Source organism: Pediococcus sp., assembly GCF_003533255.1.
GTDB lineage: Bacteria > Bacillota > Bacilli > Lactobacillales > Lactobacillaceae > Pediococcus > Pediococcus parvulus.
In genome coordinates this window covers 102,765-129,764 of the sequence record NZ_DOEM01000001.1, presented here as the reverse complement: position 1 = coordinate 129,764, position 27,000 = coordinate 102,765, and the positions used below count along the sequence as shown (strand labels likewise).

Below are 27,000 nucleotides of genomic sequence, written 5' to 3'. Positions count from 1 at the left end.
GAGATGAAACATCTTTCAAAGATTTACGGTGGAAATAAGGCCGTCGATGACTTTAATCTCGATGTTAAAAAAGGTGAGTTTATTTGTTTTATCGGGACTTCAGGTTCTGGAAAGACAACGACGATGCGGATGATTAATCGAATGTTGAACCCTACCGAAGGTTCAATTAAATTAAATGGGGAAGACGTTTTAAAAGCGGATCCCGTTAAGTTACGCCGTAAGATTGGGTATGTTATCCAAAATATTGGGTTAATGCCTCACATGACAATTCGCGATAATATTACAATTGTGCCAAAATTACTTAAATGGTCTGAAGAAAAACGTAACGAACGTGCTAAAGAAATGATTAAAATGGTTGAATTACCAGAAGAATTTTTGGATCGTTATCCATCTGAATTATCAGGAGGACAACAACAACGAATTGGGGTTGTTCGTGCCTTAGCAGCAGATCAAGATTTAATTTTAATGGATGAGCCATTTGGAGCATTGGATCCCATTACACGTGAGTCTTTACAGGACTTTGTGAAAGATTTGCAAATGCGTTTAGGGAAGACGTTAATATTTGTGACGCATGATATGGATGAAGCTTTAAAATTGTCTACTCGCATTGTGGTCATGAGTCATGGAAAAATGATTCAAGTAGCCACACCGGATGAAATTTTGCGCCATCCTGCAAATGAGTTCGTCGAGAATTTAATTGGAAAAGACCGCTTAATTCAGGCTAGACCAAGTATTACCACGGTTGGCCAAGTGATGTATAACAACGCCGTTTCGATTACACCAGGTAGATCATTAAAAGAAGCTTTAAAGCTAATGCATGAAAAACGAGTTGATACTTTACTTGTCACTGATGATACTGGTGTCCTGAAGGGTTATGTTGGCATTGAGCAGATTGACTATAACTACAATACGGCAACTAGTGTTGATGATGTGATGACACGAAAAGTATTTTATGTAAATGAAAATTCTATTATTCGAGATACGGTTGAACGAATCTTGAAGCGCGGTTATAAAAACGTTCCAGTTGTTGATGAAAACAAGAAGTTGGTTGGAATTGTGACCCGGGCTTCTTTAGTTGATATTGTGTATGATGCGCTTTGGGGAGATTCTGATACGCAAACACATGATAAAAAGAAAGAGGATACCAAGCCAGCTGAAAAAGTAGAGGCGGGTGACGATAAATCGTGATTATTTTTATCCAAACATACGGGGGTCAGTTACTTTATAAAATTTGGCAACATATTTATATTTCTGGAATTGCCCTTGGTTTAGGCGTGATAGTTGCAGTTCCTTTAGGAGTGGCATTGACCCGATTAAAGAAAGCTTCGTCGATCATTATTGAAATAGCAAGTGTCCTACAGACGGTTCCCGCTTTAGCATTGTTAGCGATGATGATTCCGCTTTTTGGAATTGGTGCGCTGCCGGCCATTGTTGCCTTATTTATCTACTCGCTTTTGCCAATTTTACGTAACACGTATTTGGGCTTGAACGGTGTGGATGCTAGTTTAAAGGATGCAGCAAAAGGGATGGGTATGACAAATATGCAGTCTATAATAAAGCTGGAGTTGCCAATGGCGGTTCCGGTTATTATGAGTGGTATTCGTTTGTCTGCTACCTACGTCATTGCGTGGACTGCGTTAGCTTCTTATATTGGTGCTGGCGGTTTAGGTGACTTTATTTTTAATGGTTTAAACCTATACCGTACTGATTTGATTTTAGGAGGATCCATTCCAGTTATTTTGTTAGCTTTGTTGGTTGACTGGCTATTAGCCAAACTAGAAGCTTGGCTCACCCCTAAAACGACAAGTAATGTAAGATCATAGAAAGGGGATCGCAATGAAAAAAATAACACGATTTTTGAAGGTTGGAATATTACTATTTGTTTCAACGTTTATCTTGAGCGGTTGCGGATTCCCCGGCCTAAACTCGTCATCCCAGGATACGGTACGAATTGCAACCCAAAATACAACTGAACAACAAATTATGGCGTATATGATTTCTGATTTGATTCAGCATGATACCAATTTAAAAACAACTTTGATTAATAATTTGGGATCTAGTTCTGTAAGTTTCCAAGCGCTTAAAAATGATAATGCTGATATTTCGGCCGTTCGATATAACGGAACGGATCTCACTACTATTTTTGGTCAAGATGCTATCAAAAGTCCTTCGGTTACGACACGAAAGGTTCGCAAGATTTTTCAAGAAAAATACCATATGACTTATTTTCCATCTTACGGTTTTGCTGATACTTATGCATTTATGGTGACCGGTAAATTAGCTCGAAAAGAGAATTTAAAAACTGTTAGTGATTTAAAGAATTTGGCTCCCAAAATGACCGTTGGTGCCGACCAAATTTGGGTTAACCGAAAAGGGGATGGCTATACTGGATTTACTCAGGTCTATGGCTTTCAATTTGAAAAGGTTTATCCAATGCAGATTGGTTTAGTCTATAGTGCGGTTCAGTCCGGTAAAATGAACGCGGTATTAGGTTATTCAACTGATGGGCGGATTAAAAGTTATGATTTGAAAGTTCTGAAGGATAATAAACAATTCTTCCCGCCTTATAATGCAAGTCCTTTAGCAACAGACAAAGTTCTTAAGGAACATCCAGAATTGAAAAAGGTTCTGCTTAAACTAAAGGGAAAAATTTCGTTAACCACGATGCAAACGTTGAATGCTAAAGTTGATAATGATTTAATTGAGCCTCAGGTGGTTGCTAAACAATTCTTAGAACAACATAACTATTTTGATGGAAAGGATGGGAAATAGAATGGAAAACTTAAACACTTTTCAACAATTGGCTTATTATTTTTCTCATAACGGTTTATATGTGCTTACTCAGTTTGATCGTCATTTCCTAATTTCCATTTATGGAGTTGTGTTTGCTGCAATCGTGGGAATTCCTTTAGGTATTTTGATTGCCCGGCACTCAAAACTGAGTGCAACCGTAATTGGCATCGCCAATGTGATTCAAACGGTTCCTTCCTTGGCAATGTTGTCTATTATCATGCTGGGCTTAGGACTGGGTGTTAACACAGTTATTGCAACCGTCTTTTTATATGCGTTGTTACCCATTATAAAAAACACATACAGTGGTATGCAGAGTGTGGATGCCAGTATCCTTGATTCCGGAAAGGGAATGGGAATGACTCGCTTTCAAATGCTGTACATGGTTGAACTGCCACTTTCAATGTCGGTCATTATGGCCGGTATAAGAAACGCTTTGGTTCTAGCAATTGGAATTACCACAATCGGGACCTTCGTTGGTGCTGGTGGTCTTGGAGATATTATTATCCGTGGGACTAATGCAACAAATGGTGGTGCCATTATCTTAGCTGGCGCATTGCCAACAGCTTTAATGGCTATTATTTCTGATTTAGTTTTAGGCTGGTTACAAAATAGATTGGATCCAGTTTATAAACTTGCTAAGCAACATAAATAGATATCCGTTATTAGTAAGTCTTTTTAACGAAACGAATATCTTCTATTTGTAAAAGGTAAGTCACTTTCTGGCCTTGAGTAGCTAAAAGAAAACGGTTTTTAGCAATTTTTGTTAGTAAGCCGGTTGTTTCATAAATTGTGTTATTGGCATTGATTTGAATTGTTACCTTATAGTTTTTATCAATGGCTTGAGCTAAGAATGATTTTAATTGAAATTTCGGCATTTGGGGTTCAATGCCCTCTAGCTCTGGTTCTGAAAAAAGCTTTTGATAGGAATTCTGGACGAATTCGGAGACACGATTATGATTCTGTTGTAAATTTTCCATATTTTCCACCTCGAACGTTTGTTTGTGTTTTCATTATACGAACAAACGTTCACAAATGCAATAGAAAATATAAAAGTTGTCTAAATGGACGAAAAGTGTGCTTAAACCTTGATTTGTAGTTGAAAAGAGTGGTTAAAAAAGCGATAATAGGAGTACATTACATTTAGGAGATTTTAAATTATGGCAAAAAGAGGAATGCTTATCGTTTTATCAGGTCCATCCGGAGTTGGTAAAGGGACGGTACGTAAAGCAATCTTTGACCAAGGTGGGAATGATTTTCAATATTCCATTTCGATGACAACCCGAAAACCTCGTGAAGGTGAGGTCAATGGTGTTGATTATTACTTCGTTTCTAAGGAAGAGTTTGAACATAACATTGAAACTGGTCAAATGTTGGAGTATGCAAAATACGTTGACAATTATTACGGGACTCCTTTGAAGTACGTTAACGAAACATTAGATCGTGGAAAAGATGTTTTTTTAGAAATTGAAGTAAATGGTGCCTTACAGGTTAGACAGAAGTCTCCAGATGGTGTGTTTGTCTTTTTGACGCCTCCTGATTTGATGGAATTAAAACAACGAATCATAAATCGAGGCACAGAAGATATGGAAACCATTAACAAACGCATGGCAAAAGCTGTTGAAGAAATTCGCATGATGCGAGATTATGATTTTGCTGTTGTGAATGACAAAGTTGAAAATGCTGTTGAAAGTATTAAAACGATTATTAAAAGTGAACGATTCCGCGTTGATCGTGTGTTTCCAGAATATGAAGAAATGTTAGGAGATAAATAAAATGATTTTATATCCATCAGTTGATGATTTATTAGAACGTGTGGATTCACGTTACTCATTAATTATGTTAGCAAGCAAACGTGCCCATGAATTAGATGCTGGCGCACAACCACTTTTAGACAAATATGAGTCTTCTAAAAGTGTTGGTCAGGCACTTGAAGAAATTGTTGCAGGTGATGTCGTAATTGATCCTGACAAAACCGAATTTTAAAGTTTGTGATACAAAGGCCTGAGAGAGATTTCTTTCAGACCTTTTTTCGATTTTAAGAGTAGTTTCTAGCGAGGAGAAGTTTTATGTGGAAAGATAAGCATATTACATTTTTTATTACCGGTGGGATAGCCACGTACAAAGTGGTGGAATTGATTCGTTTAGTTCAAAAACAAGGTGCTCAGGTCCGGGTTGCTATGACAAATACGGCTATGAAATTTGTAGGTAAAGCGACTTTCCAAACGATTAGTCAGCATCCAGTGCAAACCGGTTTATTTGAACAGGTCACCAGTGCACCAGTTGCTCACGTGGAATTGGCAGATTGGACAGATATCGCGATTGTGGCGCCAGCAACGGCCAATATCATGAGTAAAATGGCCAATGGATTGGCAGATGATTTTGTCAGTACCACGTTATTGGCACTTACTGCGCCAATATTTGTAATTCCCGCAATGAATGTGCATATGTGGCAGAGCTCAGCGGTCCAACGCAACATTAAAATCTTAAAAGTTGATGGTGTGAATGTTATGGATCCAGATGAAGGATTGCTAGCGGAGGGCTATTCAGGTAAAGGCCGTTTTCCTGAAAACACAACAGTCATGCAATATATCGAGAAAAAAATTACAGTGAAAAACTATTCTAACTTAGCTAGTTTGAAAAACAAAAAGATTTTGATAACTGCCGGTGGCACGCGAGAATATCTTGATCCAGTTCGCTATATTTCTAATCGATCCTCTGGTAAAATGGGGTATGCTTTTGCAGAAGTTGCACAAACAGCTGGTGCTGAGGTTACTTTGATTTCTGCAACCAAACAGCTGGCGGCTCCAAATGGGGTTAAAGTTATTTATGTGGAAACTGTGACGGAAATGATGACTGCGGTTCACAATAATTTTGACAAGGCAGATATTTTGATTATGGCAGCTGCGGTTTCTGATTATCAGCCAGTGCAGTTTGAGAACCATAAAATTAAAAAGGCTACTCAATCTGACAAATTGATCTTAGAACTTCAAGAAACACCAGATATCTTAAAAAGTTTAAAGAACTTGCATACCAATCAGTTTGTCGTTGGATTTGCAGCAGAAACAGAAGATCTTCTTAATAACGCTAAAGGAAAACTAAGGGCTAAAGGCGCTGATATGATTGTGGCTAATGATGTGTCCCGTCACGATATCGGATTTGATGTTGATGAAAATGCAGTAACCATTTTGCAGCCAAATGAACCTAATATTCAAATTTCCAAAGAAAATAAAAAAGTTATCGCAAAAAAAGTACTAGAAGTAATTGCAAAGCGGTTTGCATAAGCAGGTGAAATTATGATCCAAGTTGCCAAAATAATTGTTGATGTTCCAACGATGCAGACAAATAGTCCTTATTCTTATTTAATCCCTAAACAACTGACAAATGAGCTTCAAGTTGGCATGCGGGTTGTGGTTCCATTTGGTAATGGTAATCGAAAAGTGCAAGGGTTTGTCGTTCAAATTGGAATGGAAGAAGTTGATGCTGATCAGCTGAAATCAATTGAAAGTTTGATGGACTTAGAACCAGTTTTAAACACGGAATTAATTCAATTATCTCGTTGGCTAGCAGATACCACATTTTCATTCCAAATTACTTGTTTATTAACGATGTTACCAAATGTGATGCGGGCAAAGTATAGTAAGCAACTGAAAATTGTTGATGATCAGATGAGTGAAGAACAGTTAGCTGATATTTTGCCATCTACTCAGTGGCAAGATTTTGAAACGGACACGCTTTCACCGTTACAACAAAGTGAGTTATCTAAGCTTCGAAAACAAGGCAAAATTGAAATTGTGTATCGCGTTAAAAACCAAGCACAAACAAAACAGATTTTTCAAATTGAGTCTCACATTAATGCGGAACAAGAATCTGGAATTGTAGATTCTCTTCGAAAAAATGCCACTAAAATGCGTGATCTTGTTCATTTTCTAGCTAACCAGTCTAAAATAGTTTCTCAAACGACTTTAGAAAAGAAACTTACCATCAGTTCAGCAACAATTAAAGCTGGCGAGGCGAAAGGATGGCTGGTACGTAAAAAAGTAGAGCAATATCGCGATCCGTATAAAGAGTTTAAAGGGAAAACGACGCCCCTTACTTTAAATCAGGAACAGCAAACAGCCCTTGATGAGATTTCTCAAAGTATTGAGAAGTCCCAAGCGAAGACTTTTTTGCTTGAAGGAGTCACTGGAAGTGGCAAGACAGAAGTTTATTTACAAACGATTGCTTACGCGCTTGCTAAAGGAAAAACAGCTATTATGTTGGTTCCAGAAATTGCCTTAACGCCTCAAATGGTTACCAGAGTTAAGGGCCGGTTTGGCAAACAAGTGGCCGTTTTACACAGTGGCCTTTCGGATGGAGAAAAATTTGATGAATGGCGCAGAATCAAACGCCATGAAGCACAAGTCGTGGTTGGTGCACGGTCGGCAATTTTTGCGCCCATTGAAAATGTGGGCGTCATCATTATTGATGAAGAACATGAAACCAGTTATAAACAAGATGACGCACCGCGATATCATGCTAGAAATGTGGCCCAGTGGCGAAGCAAGTTTTACAATTGCCCATTGGTACTCGGTAGTGCCACACCTTCTTTAGAATCAAGAGCGCGAAGTGAACGGCAAGTTTATCAATTATTGCGGTTACCCAATCGAATTAATGGACATCCATTGCCTAAAGTTCAAATTATTGATATGCGTGAAGAATTGCAAACAGGTGCTGATCAAAACTTTTCGCAACCTTTACTAAATGCAATTGATAAACGTTTGAACATGCAACAACAAAGTATTTTGATGTTAAACCGGCGGGGGTATTCCTCGTTTATCATGTGCCGTGATTGTGGGTTTGTTCTGAAATGCCCTAACTGTGACATCTCGTTAACTCTACACATGGGTAGTCGTAGCATGAAATGTCATTACTGTGGTCATGAAGAACCGATTCCTAAACAGTGTCCTAATTGTCATAGCCGAAAAATTCGTTATTATGGGACCGGAACAGAAAAAGTAGAACAAGAGTTGAAGACCAAGTTTCCTAGTGCACGAATCTTACGAATGGATGTGGATACCACTCGGCGTAAAGGGGCACATGAAAGAATATTACGTCAGTTTGGTGAACGTCGGGCAGACATTTTGCTGGGGACGCAAATGATTGCCAAGGGACTAGATTTTCCCAACGTGACACTCGTTGGTGTGCTTAATGCGGATACCGCCTTAGAGTTGCCTGATTTCCGTTCTAGTGAACGCACATTTCAATTGTTGACGCAGGTAAGTGGACGTGCAGGGCGTGCTGATAAGTTAGGAGAAGTGTTTGTGCAAACCTTTAATCCTGACCACTATGCCATTCAGCTGGCTAAGACTCAAAACTATGAAAACTTTTTCCGAAAAGAAATGTACATTCGTCATCAGGGAAAGTACCCGCCCTATTACTTCACACTTCAGATTACTGCAGCCCATAAAGAAGAAAAAATGGCGGCCCAAAAAATGTTTGCTGTTTTAAAAGAATTGCGACCGCAGTTAAGTGCTGATGCCATTGTTTTGGGCCCTACACCTAAACCGATTGCACGGGTCAAAAATAAATATTATTATCAAATTGTGATTAAATATAAACATGAACCCAATCTCCATACAGCTGTTACCAAAATTTTACAGGAATCTCAAAGTGATTATCGTCAAGGCATTCAGTTATCGATTGATGCCGAACCACAATCATTTATGTAGGAGGAATTTTATCAAATGAAATCCATTATTTTTATGGGGACCCCGCAGTTTGCTGTCCCTATTTTACAGAGTCTAATTCAAAATCCAGATTATAATGTGGAAGCTGTCGTTACCCAACCTGATCGACGCACTGGAAGAAAACATAACCTAACGATGTCGCCAGTTAAAAAGGTGGCGGTAGAAAATGAAATTGCTGTTTTCCAACCAGAAAAAATTAGTGGTTCTGAAGAAATGGCTCAATTAATTGCGTTGCATGCCGATTTAATTGTAACCGCAGCTTTTGGCCAATTTTTACCAATGAAATTAATTAATTCGGTCAAACTGGCGGCTGTTAATGTCCATGGGTCACTATTACCTAAGTACCGTGGTGGGGCTCCTGTGCAGTATGCCATTATGAATGGTGAGTCGGAAACGGGAATAACCATTATTTATATGGTTAAGAAGATGGACGCAGGTAAAATGCTTGCCCAGCGAAAAATCAAGATTGAAGCAACAGATGATGTGGGTTCAATGTTTGAAAAGTTAAGCATTTTGGGCCGAAATCTATTAAACGAAACATTACCCAAATTGATTGCGGGTGAGCTTGCAGGTGTTGAACAAGACGAAGAAAAAGTAACGTTTGCACCAAATATTAAACCTGAAGAAGAACAAGTTGATTTTCGTCAATCTGCAAAATTGGTCGATGCCAAAGTTCGTGCATTACGACCATTTCCAGTTAGTTTTGTGATCTTAAATGGGTTGCGGACCAAGTTATGGCAGGTCACCCCTTTGGATCAAACTACTGACCTATTGCCGGGTCAAGTTGTAGAAAAAACAAAGCACAAGTTGTTGATTGCAACCGGCAAAAATGGTGTAGTTCGTTTAGACCGTGTTCAACCGGCTGGCAAACCACAGATGGATATCACTGATTATTTAAACGGAAGTCAAGAGGCATTTTACGAAGGTGAGCAGGTTATCAAGTTATGATAGATAAACAACGAAATCCACGAGCATTAGCGGTTGATGTGTTAGTAAAAGTTAATAAAGGTGCCTATTCGAACATTGAACTGAAAAATATCATTGCAGACAGTCAGTTGTCACAATTAGACATCAATTTGTTGACGGAAATTGTCTATGGTGTGATTCAGCATAAATTGACTTTAGACTATTTTCTATCCCCATTTGTTGAGGGCAAAAAAGTGCAGGATTGGGTGCACCAGTTATTGTTAACGGCCGTTTTCCAAATGGTTTATCTGGATCGAGTACCAACAAGGGCTATTTTTAACGAAAGCATTGAAATTGCCAAAACAGAAGGCCATAGTGGTATCCGTGCTTTTGTGACCGGTGTTTTACATGCCATGCAGCGAAAAGGATTCCCAGAATTAGATGCTATTAAAGATCAAAAAAATTATCGTAGTGTTAAGTATAGTGTGGCTCCGTGGATCATTAAGGAATTAGACGCTCAACTTGGTGAGTCAAAAACAAATCGGATTCTTGCGTCAATTAATCAGCCTGCTCGTCAGGCTGCCCGAATTAACACGCAGAAGATAACTCAAGTCCAAGCCGTTGACTATTTGAACGCCCATGAATATAAAGTGATCCCCAGTGAAGTAGCAGAAGATGGAATTGTGGTTTCAAATGGGAGTGTGGCAAGATCAGAGCTTTTCCAAAATGGCTCTTTGACTGTTCAAGATGAGAGTGCCATGTTGGTTGCTGAAGCAATGCAACTAGAGTCTGGCATGACAGTTTTGGATGCTTGTGCAGCGCCTGGGGGAAAGACCACTCATATCGCACAACAAGTTGGTGAAAATGGACACGTTTTGGCACTGGATTTACATCCTAAAAAGGTAGCTCTAATCCGTACGAATGCGAAACGAATGGGATTAAATACTCAAGTTGAAGCGAAGGCTTTGGATGCTCGTAAAATCGATTTATTAGCAGAAGATAATTCTTTTGATCGAATTTTAGTGGACGCACCATGTTCAGGAATTGGTCTTATACGGCGGAAACCTGAAATTCGTTATGAAAAGGCATTAACTGATAGTGAAAAGCTGCACAAAATTCAATTAGAAATTTTAAATGCCGTAGCTGCAAAAGTAAAAAATAACGGTATAATAACTTACAGTACGTGTACCATACTAAAACAAGAAAATGAAAATACGATGACTGATTTTTTGAAACTTCATCCTGAATTTGAGCTGATTCAGACTTCAACAAAAAAGCAGTTGAAATCGTCGAGAACAACGCCATATTTGAATATTTACCCGGATGATTTTGAATCCGATGGCTTTTTTATTGCTTGTTTACAAAAGAGAGCGTGATTAATTGTGAAGTATGCTTTTCAGTCTGACATTGGGAATCACCGTGATGAAAATCAAGATTATGTGGGCGTTTTTAAAAATAAAAAAAACGTTTTATTTAGTATTGTCGCTGATGGAATTGGTGGGCGTCAAGGTGGGGATGTGGCTTCTGAAATGGCCGTTTCTCATCTCGGATATCTGTTTCAAAATACGGATTTTAGTGACGTCACTAACGCAGTAAATTGGCTGCAAACCGAAGTGACCCAAGAAAATGACGAGATTCTTGAAACCTCACAAAAGTATTCAGATTTGAATGGTATGGGAACTACAATTGTGGTCACAATTATTCTTGAGAATCAGTTTATCGTGGCCCACTTAGGGGACAGTCGGTGTTATCTTTTTAAAGGTAACGAGTTAAAACAACTCACTTCAGATCATTCGTTAGTTAATGAGTTGATCAAAAAAGGAGAGCTTTCTCCGGAAGAAGCCCGTACACATCCGCAAAAAAATATTATTACAAAAACATTGGGCATTTCTGCTAATTCAGATATTGATGTGCATACATATGCATGGAAGCATGACGATCAGCTTCTTTTATGTACTGATGGTTTGACGAATATGGTTACCGATCAAATAATTGCCAATGTTTTAGAAAGTTCCATCACGTTGGAAGAAAAGTGCTTAAAATTAATTGAATTTGCCAATCAGGCGGGAGGACGTGATAATGTTACGGTGCTCCTTATTCAAGCAGATGATGGGGTGACTAAATAGATGACACCTAATCAAACGCTTAATGGGAGATATCGCATTATTAGCTCACTTGGCGAAGGTGGGATGGCAGACGTTTATTTGGCTCACGATTTAATTTTGAACCGAAATGTAGCGGTTAAATTATTACGTTTTGATCTTCAAAATGATGATAAGACAATTCAACGGTTTCAGCGCGAAGCCCTATCAACAACGGAATTAGTGCATCCTAATATTGTCAGTGTTTATGACGTAGGGGAAGATAACGGCATCCATTATTTGGTAATGGAATATGTTGATGGAACGGATCTAAAACAATATATTAAGGAACACTTTCCAATTCCCTATCAGCAAGTGATTGATATCATGGAACAAATTTTAAGTGGTGTCGCAACGGCCCATGCTCATGATATTATTCATCGCGATTTAAAACCGCAAAATGTTTTAATGGATAAAAAAGGAAATGCTAAAATTTCTGATTTTGGAGTTGCCCTGGCTCAAGAAGAACAAACGCTTACCCAGACAAATGCCGTCGTGGGCTCGGTTCACTATTTATCACCAGAGCAGGCTCGTGGTCATTTAGCGACCAAACGGTCCGATATCTATTCATTGGGAATTATTCTTTATGAAATGTTAACGGGTCGTGTCCCTTTTGAAGGGGAGAACGCGGTATCCATCGCAATTAAACATTATCAGAATCAAATTCCTTATGTTCGAGATTTTGATCCGCGAATACCGCAAGCTTTGGAAAATGTGGTTTTAAAAGCAACGGCTAAAAATCCGTTTGATCGCTATAATTCAGTTTCTGAGATGGCAGACGACCTTAGTACGGCACTGTCAGTAAGGCGAGCTGAAGACAGTCGTTTTATTGCACCGTCTCTAACGGATGAAACGATTATTGCGGATGCCTCTGATTTTCAACCAAATCCAAAAGATGTGGCTGAGGTGAAGGCTATTTCCCAAAATGGTTCAAAGGATCAGCAGTCAACTAAAAGCAAAAAAAGAAGAAATCGTCATCCGCTCCGGAAAAAAATAGCATTCTTTTTTGGATTGCTAATTTTATTTATTTTTGGCATTGGATTAGCATTTTATTTGAGTTTTCCCAAGGTTGTGACGATTCCAAATGTTACTGGGTTAACACAGGCACAAGCAACGGTGGTATTAAAGAAACATGATCTTAAAGTAGGACAGATTACACGGACTGGAGATCAAAAAATTGACTATAAACGAGTGGTTGAAACACTTCCACGTAAGAAAAAGCAGGTTCAGGCGGGCGTGGCAGTGAATGTGGTGATTAGTCAGGGACCTAATAGCTATGTGGTCGATAACTACATTGGCAATTCATATGCCAAAGTTGCCAAAAAATTACGAGCAAAAGGGTTCAAGGTCAAAAAACGATCTATTCAAACTACTCAATTTGATCGTGGAAAAATTATTTATCAAAGTGTGGTTCCTGATCAGGTTGTGGTGCCCAGAGCCACGACGATCAGCTTTTCGGTAACTAAATAGAGTTGGAGGGTTTTAATGCAAAAAGGACAGATTATTCAATCTTTAAGTGGTTTTTACGACGTTAAGAGTGAGGACAAAATTTTTCGTACAAGAGCGCGGGGAAATTTTCGTAAACAGAAAATTTCTCCTCTTGTGGGCGATTGGGTTGAATTTGAAGGCCATGCCAAAAACGAAGGGTACATTTTAAAAATTGAATCACGCCGAAATGAATTAGTTCGGCCACCTTTAGCGAACATTGATCAAGCGGTCGTCGTTACGGCTTGTGTGCAACCAGATTTTTCTGCGAACCTGCTGGATCGACAGTTAGTGACTTTGGAAGAAAAGGGAATTTCTCCAATTATTTATTTTACAAAGGGTGATTTGACTCCCGAAAACAAGCAAGCACATTTAGAACAAATGGCCGATGGTTATCGGAAAATTGGTTATGAGGTTTATCTAGCTTGGCAAGCTTTTGATTCTGAAGATCTTGCAAGTTTAAAGGCCTTGTCTGCCAATAAGCTAACTATTTTTATGGGCCAAACAGGTGCTGGCAAATCAACTCTTTTAAATCATATTGATTCGAGACTGGCTTTACAGACGGGTGAGGTTTCACAAGCTCTCAATCGTGGGAAACATACAACTAGAAAAGTGGCTTTATTCCCAGTTGGTGATGGATTGGTAGCTGACACGCCAGGATTTTCAAGTTATACAGTTTTTGAAATGCGTTTGGAGGATCTTAAGGAGCTGTTTCCAGAAATTGCTCAAATTGGTTTAAACTGTCGATTCCGAGAATGTTTACACATTAACGAACCGAATTGTGCTGTCAAAAAAGCTTTAGAAGATGGCCAAATCATGCCAAGTCGGTATGAAAATTACGTTCAATTTTTTAACCTTATTAAAGACCAAAAGCCAGATTATCAGCGCAAAGGCTATTCTAAGAAAAAGGGGAAATAAGTTATGATTAAAGTTTCGCCATCAATTTTAAGTGCTAATTTTGTAGACTTAAAACCGGATATTGAAATTGCTCAAAAAGGTGGGGCAGACCTTTTACATATTGATGTAATGGATGGTCAATTTGTCCCTAATTTAAGCTTTGGTCCAGGAATGGTTGAAGCAATTCGACCAATCACAAGTATGCCATTGGACTGTCATTTAATGATTGAAAATCCAGAAAGATTTGTTACTCAGTTTTGTCAGGCAGGTGCCGACATTGTGGGTGTCCACGTTGAAAGTACGCCACATATTTATCGGGCTTTAGAAATGATCAAACAACATGGTGTAAAAGCTGAAGTTGTGTTGAATCCGGGAACTCCTATCAGCTTGGTGGAAGATGTTTTGCCGATTGTGGATCAGGTACTTGTTATGACCGTGAACCCAGGTTTTGGAGGTCAGAAATTCATCTCTCAAATGTTGCCTAAAATTCAACGTCTTAATCAGCTTCGTCAAACTGGTGAGAATAATTTTGCGATTGAAGTTGACGGGGGAATTAATGATGAAAATGTAGTTTCAGTTTATAAGGCGGGAGCAGACATTGCGGTGGCCGGATCGTATGTATTCAATAGTGAGGATCCAATCGCACAAATTAAAAAGCTTAAAACGAGGACGACAGATTAATGCAAGTAAATATATTAGCAGGTGGACCCCAACAGTTCTATCCAGAAAAGATCTTTAATCAAAAAGAAAACTGGATTGGCGTTGATCGGGGAGGCCTGTTTTTGTTACGTCAACACATTGTGCCTCAAATTGCAATTGGCGATTTTGACTCCATGAGCAAAACAGAATTCTCAGAAATAAAACGTCTTGTGCCGAAGATTATCCAAGTCAATCCTATTAAAGATGATACAGATACCGAATTGGCAGTATCCAAAGCTTTTACATTGCTGCATGCTGATGAAGTAAAAATTTATGGGGCGACTGGTGGTCGGCAAGATCATTTTTTGAGTAATTTTTTTATGTTTTTAAAGCCACAATTTAGAAAATATGCGCAACAAGTCCAATTGATAGATCGACAGAATGTTTTTTTGTTTTTTAATCCGGGAAAACATGTTTTGCTGAAACAGCCGCAATATAAGTATTTATCAATTGTCACTTTAGGTAACGTGGGGAATCTAACCTTACCAGATGAAAAATATCGATTACATAAACAATCTGATGAGAATCCGATTGTTTATGTCAGCAATGAGTTCATTAGTGAGAAAGCTACAATTAGTTTTTCAGCAGGAATGGTGGCGGCCATTTATAGTCGTGATTTACCTAAATAAAAAAATAAGTACAAATAAAAAAGATTGAAGCCTTTGATAGCTTCAATCTTTTTTATGCACGTTTAATTTTGCCTGATTTCAATGCTCGAGCAGAAACCCAAACACGTTTTGGTTTTCCATCCACAAGAATGCGGACCTTATGCAAATTTGGTTTCCAGCTTCGGCGACTGTGGTTCAAAGCATGTGAACGTGTGTTACCAAAGTGGGTACGACGACCGGTGACAAAGTCTTTTGCCATTTTAAAATCCTCCTTTGTCGCTTCTATATTTATCATAGAATTCTTTTTAACTCACCTAAATAACTTATCATATATGCCCCGCGATTGCAATACTTTTCTTTCAAGTAATTTTACTTGACAGTTCGTTTTAACAACCATAAGTAGAGATTTAAGTGGGTTTAATTAAGCGACTAATTGTTCTTGATGAGTTTAGCACAATTTTTCCGACGTGACGATAGCTAATTACTTGTAACCATACAAAAGTGAGCAGTTTTCCGGTTGAATACCAATGAAATAACCTTTTGGTGGAGATTAACAAATAATTGTCTAAAAGGTGGTTGCGTTTCTTGGTTTGTTGAAGTATGGTAAAATATCGTTGATATAAGAATCACGATTAAGGGAGGCTATTTTTGATGGCTGTAAAAATTCAAACAAAAAATGGAACTGTAGATGTATCCAATGATGTCATTGCCACAGTTGTTGGTGGCGCCGCAACAGATAATTATGGTGTTGTCGGTATGGCAAGTAAGAATCAGATTCGTGATAATTTAAATGAGATCTTACGTAAAGAAAATTATGCTAAGGGCGTTGTTGTCCGTCAACAAGATAATGGTGTGGCAATTGATGTGTACATTGTTGTCAGTTATGGCACAAAAATTTCTGAAGTTTCAAAAAATGTGCAATCGAAAGTAAAATATAATTTGGAATCAATGTTAGGTGTTTCGGCAAACTCTGTGAACGTTTTTGTCCAGGGTGTAAAGGTACTAGAAGCCTAGTTACGAAGGACTAAAACGAGGAGGAATTTAGAATTGAAAGTGGCAACTACTGAAATCACGAACCAAGAATTTGATCAAATGATTCAGGCAAGTGCGCGAAAGTTAAAACGTAATGCCGATTTTATTAACTCATTAAATGTTTTCCCAGTTCCCGATGGTGATACTGGGACAAACATGAGTTTATCAATGGAGAGCGGCGCAAAGTATGAAATGGATGAACCAAGCGAACATGTTGGTAAATTGGCTGGTGCACTTGCTAAAGGCCTCTTGATGGGTGCCCGGGGTAATTCTGGTGTGATTTTATCTCAGATTTTTCGTGGATTTTCTAAAAGTGTGGAAGATAAAGCAACTTTAAATGCTGATGATTTGGCGCAGGCGTTCGCTGACGGGGCTCAGACAGCCTATAAGGCCGTTATGAAACCAACCGAAGGAACTATTCTAACTGTCATCCGAGAAGCCGCTAAGGCAGGAAATGACGCTGCTGAAGAAAAAGATGATATTGTTTATGTTATGGATGCTGTCACAAAAGCTGGTAAAGAAGCTTTGAAAAAGACAACCGATCTTTTGCCAGTCTTAAAAGAAGTTGGGGTTGTGGATTCTGGTGGTCAAGGTTTGACGTTTGTTTTTGATGCTTTTGATGATGTTTTGAACGGTCGTACAGAAGCGGAAGTGGACCAACCTGATGAAGAACAGATGGATGAAATGGTCGATGCTAAACATCATCAAAGTGTTCAAGGTAAGATTGATCCCGCTGATATCAAATACGGTTACTGTACACAAATTATGGTTCGAATCGGCAAGGGATTACAAGTCGAACAAGATTTTGACTACGATACCTTTTATAATTATCTGGCTAAATTGGGTGATTCACTTTTAGTTGTTAATGATGATGATGTCGTTAAAGTGCATGTGCATACTGAACATCCTGGCAAAGTATTGGCTTGGGGACAGCAGTTTGGTGATCTTGCAACAGTTAAGGTCGATAACATGCGTCAGCAGCAAGAAGAAATCATTGAAAAAGACGATCCAGTTGAAGCAGAACAGACAGTTCCGGATACAAACGGAACGGCGATCATTGCAATTGCTTCTGGCGAAGGTGTTGATAAGTTGTTCCGAAGTCTTGGGGTGACCCACATTATTAGTGGCGGACAAACTATGAATCCAAGTACTGCGGATATTGTTTCGGCAATTAATGAGTCCCATGCGAAACGGGCAATTATTTTACCAAATAATAAAAATATCTTTTTAGCCGCTGAGCAGGCAATTGAAGTGGCGGACATTCCAGCTAAAATTGTGCATAGTCGTAATATTTCACAAGGAATGACAGCTTTAATGGGCTTTAATCCGGATAGCAAACTAGATGATAATGTCACTGCAATGGAAGATAATTTATCTTCTGTTAAAAATGGTGAAGTCACAACTGCTATTCGGGACACGACAGTGCAGGGCAAAACGATTAAAAAGGGCAATTTCATGGGTATCATTGATGGCACAATTGCCACTACAAAACCGACAATCCTTGAAGCGGCCAGTGAAATGGTTAAATTGATGCTGGATGAGGATAGTGAAATTGTGACTATCATTTATGGCAAAGATGCTAAAAGGGCCGATGCTGAAAAACTTGAGAGTACCGTTCAAGCATTAGACGATGAACTTGAAATTGAAGTTCATGAAGGCGATCAGCCGGTATATCCGTTTATTGTCTCAGTTGAATAAGTAATGTGAAGAGGTTGGAAATTTGTCAGCCTCTTTTTGTAGTTAGGGAGTCGATGTATGACTGAAAACACAATTTTCTCACCCATTTCAGTTCTTAGCGGCGTTGGGCTACAACGCGCAAAAGCACTAAATGAGTTAGGGATTTATACAATTGAAGATTTGTTACTTTATTTTCCGTTTCGTTATGAGGATTTACGACCTCAAAACATGGCGGACTTAGTGGATCAACAAAAAGTAACCTTAGAGGGTACTGTAGCTTCAGAGCCGGTTATTGCCCGTTATGGCAGAAAAAAGAATCGCCTGAATTTTCGTCTATTAACCGATCAAGAATCTGTTATGGTCACTTTTTTTAATCAACCCTGGATAAAAAAACAAGTCACAATTGATGAAAGGTTTGCCGTCTATGGCAAATGGGATGCACGACGTCGAAGTTTAACTGGAATGAAATTATTGCCATTTTCAAGCGGTGATTCTTCAGAAATTGATGCGGTGTACCCTGCTAGTCAACATATTCGCCAAAACACGATAAAAAAATTGGTTACGCAAACTTTTGAACAATTTCAAGATAAAATTGCTAATATTATTCCAGAAACGTTAATTGAGAAGTACCGATTAATTGATCGCAAAACAATGATTCATGATTTACATTTTCCTGACGATTTAAAATCGGCAAAAATTGCCCGGCGAACGGCAACTTTTGAAGAGTTTTTCGTTTTTCAAATGGAATTACAAGTACTCAAAAAACGAGATCAAACAGAAAATGGAACGGCTATTGAATACAATATTGATGAATTAAAAAAATTCATTGCGAGTTTGCCATATGAATTGACGGATGCCCAAAAACGCGTGGTTAATGAAATTTGTTATGACCTCAAACGGCCGATTAGAATGAACCGCCTGTTGCAAGGTGATGTTGGGAGCGGAAAAACAATTGTGGCAGCAATTGTCATGTTTGCAGCAATTACAGCGGGCTACCAAACGGCCTTAATGGCGCCCACAGAAATTTTGGCCGAGCAACATGCCAATAACCTCACCAAGATATTCGAAGGGATGGGTGTGAATATAGGTCTGTTGACCGGTGCATCTGGCTCAAAGTCCAAGCAACGACGGGCGTTATTGGCGGGAATTGAACAGGGTGATATCAATTTAGTGATTGGGACCCATGCGTTGATTCAAGATGATGTCAAGTTTAAAAAGCTCGGCTTAGTTATTATTGATGAACAGCACCGTTTTGGGGTTAAACAACGGGAAACCTTGCGCAAAAAGGGTGCTGATGTTGATGTTTTGGCAATGACAGCAACGCCAATTCCCCGAACTTTGGCAATCACAGCCTATGGGGAAATGGATGTTTCCACGATTGATCAAATGCCTAATGGTCGAAAACCAGTGCTAACTAGCTGGGTCAAAAATAGTAATGTTCGTGGTATGCTGGATTTTGTGAAAAAACAATTTAAAGCTGGTCACCAAGCGTTTGTGGTTACACCATTAATTGAAGAATCAGAATCTTTAGATTTGAAAAATGCGATGGCACTCTACGATCAATTGCAAACCGAATTTGAACCAACTTATAAAGTTGGGTTGCTTCATGGTAGAATGAAGCCTAATGAAAAAGATGAAATTATGCGTCAATTTAAGGACAATGAATTTCAGCTTTTAGTCTCAACCACTGTTATTGAAGTAGGGGTGGATGTCCCCAACGTAACAGTCATGATTATTTATGATGCCGATCGGTTTGGATTAGCACAATTGCATCAATTACGGGGACGCGTTGGACGTGGACAAGATCAGGCTTACTGTATCTTGGTGGCTGATCCTAAAAATGAGACTGGGATTAAACGCATGAAGATTATGACTCAATCGAACGATGGGTTTAAAATTTCCCAGGCTGATTTGCAACTTCGGGGTTCTGGTGACGTGTTTGGAAGTAAACAGTCAGGTATTCCTGAGTTTCGAGTTGGCGACCCCGTTGTGGATATTGGGGCATTGCAAACGGCGCAACTAGAGGCTAGTAAAATTGTGAACGAAGAAGATTGGCAAATAGACAAGCAATTTAGAAAATTAAGTGATTATTTAACGATTGTTATGCAAAAAAATGCCAATTTTGATTAATTTGAAAATGAGGGATAAAAATGAAATTAGCAATTGATGCTATGGGTGGCGACTATGCACCAGAAAAAAATGTTCAAGGCGTTGAGCTGGCCAGGGACAAGTATTCAGATGTTAAATTTACCCTGTTTGGTAAAGAAGATCAGATAAAAAAATATCTTAACAATGGTGAACGGATTACCATTGTTCATACAGATTCAGAAATTGCGATGGGTGATGAACCGGTTCGGGCGGTACGTCAAAAAAAGACCTCTTCTTTGGTGTTAGCCGCTCAAGCTGTTAAAGAGGGAAAAGCTGATGCACTATTTTCAGCCGGTAATACGGGAGCATTATTAGCTGCGAGTTTATTTATTATTGGCAGAATTAAAGGGATTGATCGACCAGGAATGACCACGACGCTACCTGCATTAGAGGGTTCACCAGATTCATTTACGATGCTAGATGTTGGTGCAAATGCGGAAAGCAAAGTGAAGAATTTGCAGCAGTTTGCTGTCCTCGGTAACTTTTACAGTAGTAACGTAATGGGGGTCACGAATCCAAGGATTGCTTTATTAAATAACGGTGCTGAAGAAGACAAAGGTGATCCGCTGCATAAAGAGACCTACCAGGTACTCAAAGACGATCCTAACTTGAATTTCGTGGGTAATATTGAGTCTCGTGAGCTTTTAGCCGGTAAGGCAGATGTTGTGGTTACGGATGGTTTTACAGGCAATGCGGTTCTTAAAAATACAGAAGGAACCGCCTTATCGATGCTAAAATTAATCAAACATACTATTTTGGATTCTGGCGTGCAGGTCAAATTGGGTGGAATGCTGTTAAAGCCGGCTTTTAAAGTGATTCAAGATAAAATGGATTATTCAAAACATGGTGGTGCGGTTCTGTTAGGTGTAAAAGCGCCGGTTGTTAAAGCACATGGATCAAGTAATGAGATTCAGGTATCTAATGCTTTACGTCAACTCCGCTCGATGGTTAAATCAAATTTGACTCAGAATTTGGCAGACTATTTTGCAGCGCGGCCAACTGATAAAAAATAAAATCTTCTCATTTTGGGTGGACAATACCCAAGAAAAACATTAAACTTATCTGATGTAATTAAAAGATATAAGGAGTATCACATGACTAAAGAAGAGGTATTTACCAAGATTACCGATATCATTGTGGATCATTTTGATGTCGATAAAGCAAAAGTTACAAACGATTTGAACTTTAAAACTGATTTGAATGCAGATTCAATTGATATTGTTGAATTTGTTCTTGAATTGGAAGATACATTTGGCGCGGAAATTTCTGATGAGGATGCTGAAAAGCTTTCCACAGTCGGTGAAGCAGTTGATTTCATTACCGCCAATCAAAAGAAATAAAAAATGACCACTTTTGAGACTGGAATGTTTTGTTCCGGTCTCAATTTGTATCTGTAATGGCGATGTAGTAGGCAGTTTCGCTAAAAAAAGCTATAATGTTATAGTGAGTATTTAAGGAAGGATGAAACTTTTGAAAAAATCAATTGATGAAGCATTAAAGAAGAATTTTCAAATTGAATTTCATGACGAAAGTTTATTGGACGAAGCTTTAACTCAAGCGTCATATGTCAATGAACATCCCAATCAAGGGTTGAAATTTTATGAACGAATCGAATTTTTGGGGGATGCAGTTTTACAGTTAATTGTCTCCGAATATATTTTTAAACGTTATCCAGAAATGCCACAAGGAAAGCTAACTCGTTTGAGAGCAGCTATGGTTTGTGAAGCTAGTTTTAGTCAGTTTGCGCGTGAATGCCATTTTGATCAATACATCCGGCTTGGTAAGGGTGAAGAAAAGGCTGGCGCTCGGAATCGTGATTCACTTCTTTGTGATATTTTTGAATCTTTTGTTGGGGCAGTCTATATAGACCAGGGCCGACAAACTGTTGAAAAGTTTGTGCACCAAGTTATTTTTCCTAAATTGGATACTGGTGCTTTTGATCACGTGATTGATCACAAAACTAATTTACAGGAAATTTTGCAACGTGATGGCGACGTCTTGATTCATTATGAGTTGTTAAACGAAGCAGGTCCCGATAATGATCTAGATTTTGAAGTGGCTGTTTTTGCCGATGATCGAAAACTTGGTGTTGGCACGGGTAAGTCCAAGAAATTAGCGGAACAAGATGCTGCCAAAGATGCCTTGCAAAAGTTACGGGTAAAGAATGCTTAGATTAGGAGTTTGATGTTAATGAAACTTAAGTCCTTACAAATAAGTGGCTTTAAGTCCTTCGCCGATAAAACCACGATTAATTTTGAAGACGGAATTACCGGAGTTGTCGGGCCAAACGGAAGTGGCAAAAGTAACATTATTGAAGCTGTCCGTTGGGTCATGGGCGAGCAGTCAGCTAAAAGTTTACGTGGGGGAAAAATGCCCGACGTCATTTTTGCGGGCTCACAAAGCAGACAACCTCTTAATCGGGCGGCAGTGACCATTACATTTGATAATTCGGATCACTTTTTGAAGACTGATTTTACAGAAGTCAGTGTGACACGTAAATTGTTTCGTAATGGTGACAGTCAGTATTTGATTAATCAAAATGACTGTCGACTAAAAGATGTGTTGGATCTGTTTATTGACACTGGTTTAGGTCGCGATTCGTTTTCTGTAATCTCTCAGGGTCGGGTTGAAGCAATCTTTAATAGTAAACCAGAAGATCGACGGGTCATTATTGAAGAGGTCGCCGGCGTTTTGAGTTATAAACAAGATAAACAAAAAGCCGAATCAGAGCTAAGCAAAACGAACGATTATTTGGACCGAGTGAGTGATTTAATCGCCGAACTCCAGTCTCAACTGGAGCCTTTGGAAGAACAAAGTAGTCTGGCTCAAGATTACGTTGATCAAAAAAAGCAATTTGATAAGTTGGAGAAAACACGATTAGTTCAGTTAATTGAGGGTTTACAAGGCCAAAGCCAATCAATCACTGATAAAGTAACCGCTGCTGAAAAGTTAGTTGATCAATATCAGAAACAAAAAAAGACTTTGACGATCACGGTTGATCAATTAAAGCAACAACGCCAAGTTTTAGAATCAAAAAAAGATAATTTACAAACTGACTTATTGAATACCACTAAAAGGTATGAGAATTTGGCCGGTCAACAAAATGTCGGTTCAGAAAAAACTAAGTATCAAGATCAACAACTCAGTGAATTGGCGGAAACCATCAAGGCTAATTCGCAAAAACTAACTGATTACCAGGCACAAAAAGTAGAATTAGATCAACAGGTTGCTGCTAATCAACAGACCGTTGAAAAAATTAAGTCAGCACTAGCAGGTTTGTCTGAAAAAGAAATTCAAAAAAAGCAGACTGAGATTCAAGCTACGATTGATCAGTTGCAGACGACTTATATTGAGAAAATGCAACAGGTGGCACAAGTTCACAATGAACAGGTCAATCTAAAAAAAGGGTATGAACAAGATAGCCAACAGCAATTGCATGTCAATGCTGATCTGCGCAAATTAGAAGATCAACTTGATGAATTAACGGCTGGCTTTAAAGATCAAGAAAAGCGCGTAGAGACTTTAAAAAAGGACGCCCAAACTGCCGAAAACACATTAAAAGAGGCTTTAAGTGACTATCAAAAGTTATCTGAACAGCAAAAACAAAGTCAGGATAGTTGGCTAGATGCTTTACGGGTTTATCAACAAGCAAAGACTAGGTTAGAAACGCTCAGTAATTCAGATGTAGAACTTCGTAGCTATTATCAAGGTGTGCAAAACGTTTTAAAAAATAAGACACAATTTCCGGGTCTAATTGGCGTTGTTTCCGAATTACTGGAAGTTCCTGATAAATACACAAAAGCGATTGAAACTGTATTGGGTGGCCAGCTTCAGCAACTAGTTACTCAAAATGATCAGGATGCGCGCCAAATTATTCAGTATTTGACTAAGCAACGCGCCGGAAGAGTGACTTTATTGCCTCTTTCAAGAATTCATGCCAAACAAGTCTCAGCTAAAGTGCAACATGAATTAGAGAATTTAGAGGGTGTAGAGGGAATTGCCGCAGATCTGGTACAAACTTCTGATAAGTGGGGATTGGTTAAACAGTTTTTACTGGGTAACGTGTGTGTGGCAACGGATCTAAAGCAGGCTTCAAAGATTTCTAAGCAATTGTCAACTCGTTTGAAGATCGTAACCTTAGATGGCGAAATTATTAATCCGTCTGGTTCGATGACTGGTGGTGTGAATCGTCACCAAACTGCTGGATTATTGACCCAAAAGCAAGCACGGAGTAATTTGGCGAAACAGGTTAGCCAAATGAAAACACAATTGGCTAGTCGTGAAGCTTTAGTTCAGGATTTAAAGCAGCGACTAGCCGCCACCGAAACAAAGGGTAGCGAATTAAGGCAACAATTTAATGTCACTAATGATTTGTTTAAAGATGGTCAATCAAAACTAACCATTTCCAAAAATCAGATCACAGAGTTGGATCGTCGGATTGTTGCTGTTAAGTATGAGTCACAGCAAAATGGTGATTTACAATCTGATTTCACAACCCAATCGGCGGATCTAAGTCAACAGGAAAAACAATTGAACGCCGACTTGGAGAAGATTTCAACCGATACCAATTCATATAAACAGCGGCTCACTGAATTACATGAAAAACAGGATAAAAGTCAACAAGCACTCGCGCACTATCGGGATCAATTGACAGATGCTCAGGTCACATTGACCCAAGCAAAAACGAGATTGAATGCGCTTGAAGAAACAATTGAAAAAACGCAGCTGCTTGTGCAAAATTCTAAAAAACGCCAGGTAACGATACGCTCAGAAAAGGAATCGACTGGTTCTAAAAATGAGGCACAACAAAAAGAACTGGCTGAAAGTAAAAAAGCGATTGCTGAATTAAAAATGCAATTGGAAGACCAGAAAGCAAGTTTTACCAAGCTTGATCAATCCTTAACTGAAAAAGAGCAAGAATTGCAACGCGTTCAGGAGCTCGGTTCCGTTTCAAGTGACGAGTTGCAAACTATTAAAATCAAGCAAACTCGTTTGTCAGAGCAAGTTGATCACGCCTTGAATGATTTAAGTGAGAAATATCAATTAAGCTTGGAATTAGCCAAAGCACAAAGTATAGCTGTAGCTCCAGATGAGTTACAACGTGAACTTAAGTTAGCTAAAAAGGGTCTTGCCGAAATTGGTGAAGTAAACGTTGGTGCGATTGAAGAATTCCAACGGGTATCTGAACGTTATCAATTTTTAACCACTCAAAAAGATGATTTAATGACTTCGCAAAAGCAGTTGCTTGAAACGATCAACGAAATTGATACTGAAGCGGCATTACGCTTTAAGAACACCTTTGATCAGATTTCAGCCTCATTTTCGAAAGTCTTTGTCAAAATGTTTGGTGGTGGCAAGGCGAAACTGGAATTAACAGATCCTGAGCATTTACTGACCACAGGGATGGAAATTAAGGCACAGCCACCTGGTAAAAAGTTTCAGCGACTAAGTTTACTTTCTGGTGGTGAACGGGCGCTAACGGCGATTACATTGCTTTTTTCAATTTTGGAAGTTAACCCAGTGCCATTTTGTATTTTGGATGAAGTTGAAGCTGCCTTTGATGACGCAAATGTGGCGCGTTTTGCAGATTATCTCCGCAATTTCCGTCACCAGACCCAATTTGTTGTGATTACCCATCGAAAGGGTACAATGGTAGAATGCGATGTCTTATATGGGGTCACGATGCAAGAATCCGGAGTTTCGAAGATGGCTTCTGTATCACTTGAAGATGTTTCACGAAAGGAGACCAGCACGCAATGAGTATATTTGGTCGAAGAAAGAAAAAGAAACTTGAAGAACAAGAAGCTTTGGCGCAACAAGCGTTAGAACAAAAAGCAAACGAAGAAAAAACAATAGAAAAGAAAACACCTGAAGAGCCTGAAATTTCACCAGCTGATACGCAAGTTAATCCACAAAATGTGACGAGCGAAGAAGCAGCAGAAATCGATCGTTATAACCGTGGTTTGGAAAAGTCACGCCGCACTTTTGGTCAAAAGCTGACCGCCCTATTTACAAATTTTAGTGGGGTTGATGATGATTTTTATGATGACTTAGAAGAAACTTTAATTGGCGCTGATGTCGGATTTGAAACAGCTGTTCAGATTAGTGATGAAGTGCGCGAAGAAATTGAAGCCAAGCACGAAAACGATCAAAAAGTTATCTCGAACTTGATCGTATCTAAATTGGTTTCACTCTATACACGCAACGGTACAAAAGAAGATAATCACTTGGTTTTTGCAACTGAAGGGCCCAGTGTGTTCTTGTTTGTCGGTGTAAATGGTGTTGGTAAAACTACTAGTATCGGTAAACTTGCCAATCGATTTAAGAAGCGCGGTAAAAAAGTGTTACTAGCTGCTTGTGATACATTCCGAGCAGGTGCCATCGAGCAATTACAAGAATGGGGTAAACGTGACGGGGTTCCGGTTGTTTCGGGACCAGAGAAAAGTGATCCAGCAGCAATTGTATTTGATGCTGTTAAAAAGGCTAAAGCCGAAAATTATGATCTGGTTTTGGTAGATACAGCCGGTAGATTGCAAAATAAAGTTAATTTGATGAAGGAACTTGATAAGATGCGACGGGTTATTACACGTGAAATTCCGCATGCGCCGCAAGAGATTCTTCTCGTTTTAGATGCAACAACTGGACAAAACGCAATGAGTCAGGCTAAGATTTTTAAGGAAACTACCAACGTAACTGGAATTATTTTGACGAAACTAGATGGAACTGCAAAAGGTGGGATTGTTTTGGCAATTCGCAATCAACTTCATCTTTCGGTTAAGTATGTCGGACTTGGCGAACAGGTGGACGATTTAAGTCCATTTTCACCTAAAGACTTTGTCGACGGTCTGTTTAGTGGCTTTCTGGAGCCGGCCAAATAGGAAGTAGTGT

At 39.0% G+C, this 27,000-nt stretch carries 25 protein-coding genes; 23 read left to right on the top strand and 2 right to left on the bottom strand.

Annotation, left to right across the window (positions count from 1 at the left end; all coding sequences use genetic code 11):
- Nucleotides 1-3: 3 nt before the first annotated feature.
- From DD627_RS00585 to DD627_RS00570, 4 genes are read left to right on the top strand one after another with little or no spacing between them, the layout of a single operon-like run.
- Nucleotides 4-1,188 (top strand): betaine/proline/choline family ABC transporter ATP-binding protein, encoded by a 1,185-nt coding sequence (locus DD627_RS00585; RefSeq protein WP_286984553.1) that lies wholly within the window; start codon nt 4-6, stop codon nt 1,186-1,188.
- Entirely contained in the window at nt 1,185-1,823 is a 639-nt protein-coding gene (locus tag DD627_RS00580) for an ABC transporter permease (RefSeq protein ID WP_057783496.1), read from the top strand. The genes DD627_RS00585 and DD627_RS00580 overlap by 4 nt, the downstream gene beginning before the upstream one ends.
- Nucleotides 1,824-1,836: 13 nt before the next feature.
- Entirely contained in the window at nt 1,837-2,772 is a 936-nt protein-coding gene (locus DD627_RS00575; RefSeq protein ID WP_068807362.1) for an osmoprotectant ABC transporter substrate-binding protein, read from the top strand.
- Nucleotide 2,773: 1 nt separating this feature from the next.
- On the top strand, nt 2,774-3,445 hold the full coding sequence (locus tag DD627_RS00570; protein WP_068807359.1) for an ABC transporter permease: 672 nt from the start codon (nt 2,774-2,776) through the stop codon (nt 3,443-3,445).
- A 10-nt stretch (nt 3,446-3,455) separates the two neighbouring features.
- Here the strand turns inward: DD627_RS00570 and DD627_RS00565 are convergent, their stop codons facing one another.
- Nucleotides 3,456-3,770 (bottom strand): hypothetical protein, encoded by a 315-nt coding sequence (locus DD627_RS00565; RefSeq protein ID WP_057783502.1) that lies wholly within the window; start codon nt 3,768-3,770, stop codon nt 3,456-3,458.
- Nucleotides 3,771-3,950: 180 nt separating this feature from the next.
- Here DD627_RS00565 and gmk point away from each other — a divergent pair, with 180 nt between their 5' ends.
- From gmk to DD627_RS00510, 11 genes are all read left to right on the top strand, one after another.
- Nucleotides 3,951-4,565: a guanylate kinase gene (gmk, locus tag DD627_RS00560; RefSeq protein ID WP_057783504.1), complete on the top strand. Its 615-nt coding sequence runs from the start codon at nt 3,951-3,953 to the stop codon at nt 4,563-4,565.
- A gap of 1 nt (nt 4,566) precedes the next feature.
- Entirely contained in the window at nt 4,567-4,776 is a 210-nt protein-coding gene (gene rpoZ, locus DD627_RS00555) for a DNA-directed RNA polymerase subunit omega (protein WP_057783506.1), read from the top strand.
- 83 nt (nt 4,777-4,859) lie between these two features.
- Nucleotides 4,860-6,074, top strand: coding sequence for a bifunctional phosphopantothenoylcysteine decarboxylase/phosphopantothenate--cysteine ligase CoaBC (gene coaBC / locus DD627_RS00550; RefSeq protein ID WP_068807356.1), 1,215 nt, complete (start codon nt 4,860-4,862; stop codon nt 6,072-6,074).
- 12 nt (nt 6,075-6,086) lie between these two features.
- On the top strand, nt 6,087-8,501 hold the full coding sequence (priA, locus tag DD627_RS00545; protein WP_260274397.1) for a primosomal protein N': 2,415 nt from the start codon (nt 6,087-6,089) through the stop codon (nt 8,499-8,501).
- A gap of 15 nt (nt 8,502-8,516) precedes the next feature.
- A complete protein-coding gene (gene fmt, locus DD627_RS00540) occupies nt 8,517-9,467 on the top strand; it encodes a methionyl-tRNA formyltransferase (protein WP_057783512.1) in 951 nt (316 codons plus the stop codon).
- Nucleotides 9,464-10,801, top strand: coding sequence for a 16S rRNA (cytosine(967)-C(5))-methyltransferase RsmB (rsmB, locus tag DD627_RS00535; RefSeq protein WP_068807350.1), 1,338 nt, complete (start codon nt 9,464-9,466; stop codon nt 10,799-10,801). The genes fmt and rsmB overlap by 4 nt, the downstream gene beginning before the upstream one ends.
- 6 nt (nt 10,802-10,807) lie before the next feature.
- The gene (locus DD627_RS00530) at nt 10,808-11,551 is read left to right on the top strand and encodes a Stp1/IreP family PP2C-type Ser/Thr phosphatase (RefSeq protein WP_057783517.1); all 744 of its coding nucleotides are present in this window, start codon (nt 10,808-10,810) and stop codon (nt 11,549-11,551) included.
- A complete protein-coding gene (gene pknB / locus DD627_RS00525; protein ID WP_260274399.1) occupies nt 11,552-13,036 on the top strand; it encodes a Stk1 family PASTA domain-containing Ser/Thr kinase in 1,485 nt (494 codons plus the stop codon).
- A gap of 15 nt (nt 13,037-13,051) precedes the next feature.
- The gene (rsgA, locus tag DD627_RS00520; protein WP_260274401.1) at nt 13,052-13,969 is read left to right on the top strand and encodes a ribosome small subunit-dependent GTPase A; all 918 of its coding nucleotides are present in this window, start codon (nt 13,052-13,054) and stop codon (nt 13,967-13,969) included.
- A 3-nt stretch (nt 13,970-13,972) separates the two neighbouring features.
- Nucleotides 13,973-14,629 (top strand): ribulose-phosphate 3-epimerase, encoded by a 657-nt coding sequence (gene rpe / locus DD627_RS00515; RefSeq protein ID WP_260274402.1) that lies wholly within the window; start codon nt 13,973-13,975, stop codon nt 14,627-14,629.
- The gene (locus DD627_RS00510) at nt 14,629-15,276 is read left to right on the top strand and encodes a thiamine diphosphokinase (protein WP_260274403.1); all 648 of its coding nucleotides are present in this window, start codon (nt 14,629-14,631) and stop codon (nt 15,274-15,276) included. Before rpe ends, DD627_RS00510 begins: the two co-directional genes overlap by 1 nt.
- A gap of 52 nt (nt 15,277-15,328) precedes the next feature.
- Here the strand turns inward: DD627_RS00510 and rpmB are convergent, their stop codons facing one another.
- Nucleotides 15,329-15,514, bottom strand: a complete 186-nt coding sequence (gene rpmB / locus DD627_RS00505) for a 50S ribosomal protein L28 (protein ID WP_046870836.1) — start codon at nt 15,512-15,514, stop codon at nt 15,329-15,331.
- A gap of 392 nt (nt 15,515-15,906) precedes the next feature.
- On the opposite strand from rpmB, the gene DD627_RS00500 reads away from it, so the two are divergent.
- From DD627_RS00500 to ftsY, 8 genes are all read left to right on the top strand, one after another.
- Nucleotides 15,907-16,269, top strand: coding sequence for an Asp23/Gls24 family envelope stress response protein (locus DD627_RS00500; RefSeq protein WP_057748240.1), 363 nt, complete (start codon nt 15,907-15,909; stop codon nt 16,267-16,269).
- Between the two features lie 39 nt (nt 16,270-16,308).
- Complete coding sequence (locus tag DD627_RS00495; RefSeq protein ID WP_260267644.1) at nt 16,309-17,985, top strand: DAK2 domain-containing protein; 1,677 nt, start codon at nt 16,309-16,311, stop codon at nt 17,983-17,985.
- A 57-nt stretch (nt 17,986-18,042) separates the two neighbouring features.
- Nucleotides 18,043-20,094, top strand: a complete 2,052-nt coding sequence (gene recG, locus DD627_RS00490) for an ATP-dependent DNA helicase RecG (protein ID WP_057783530.1) — start codon at nt 18,043-18,045, stop codon at nt 20,092-20,094.
- 20 nt (nt 20,095-20,114) lie between these two features.
- Nucleotides 20,115-21,125, top strand: a complete 1,011-nt coding sequence (gene plsX, locus DD627_RS00485) for a phosphate acyltransferase PlsX (protein ID WP_260274408.1) — start codon at nt 20,115-20,117, stop codon at nt 21,123-21,125.
- A gap of 81 nt (nt 21,126-21,206) precedes the next feature.
- Entirely contained in the window at nt 21,207-21,452 is a 246-nt protein-coding gene (gene acpP / locus DD627_RS00480) for an acyl carrier protein (protein ID WP_057783534.1), read from the top strand.
- Between the two features lie 130 nt (nt 21,453-21,582).
- Nucleotides 21,583-22,284 carry a ribonuclease III gene (gene rnc / locus DD627_RS00475; protein WP_068807329.1) on the top strand — a complete coding sequence of 234 codons (702 nt, stop codon included), beginning with the start codon at nt 21,583-21,585 and terminating at the stop codon, nt 22,282-22,284.
- 18 nt (nt 22,285-22,302) lie between these two features.
- Nucleotides 22,303-25,872 (top strand): chromosome segregation protein SMC, encoded by a 3,570-nt coding sequence (smc, locus tag DD627_RS00470; RefSeq protein WP_260274410.1) that lies wholly within the window; start codon nt 22,303-22,305, stop codon nt 25,870-25,872.
- Complete coding sequence (ftsY, locus tag DD627_RS00465) at nt 25,869-26,990, top strand: signal recognition particle-docking protein FtsY (protein ID WP_057782422.1); 1,122 nt, start codon at nt 25,869-25,871, stop codon at nt 26,988-26,990. Before smc ends, ftsY begins: the two co-directional genes overlap by 4 nt.
- Nucleotides 26,991-27,000 lie beyond the last annotated feature (10 nt).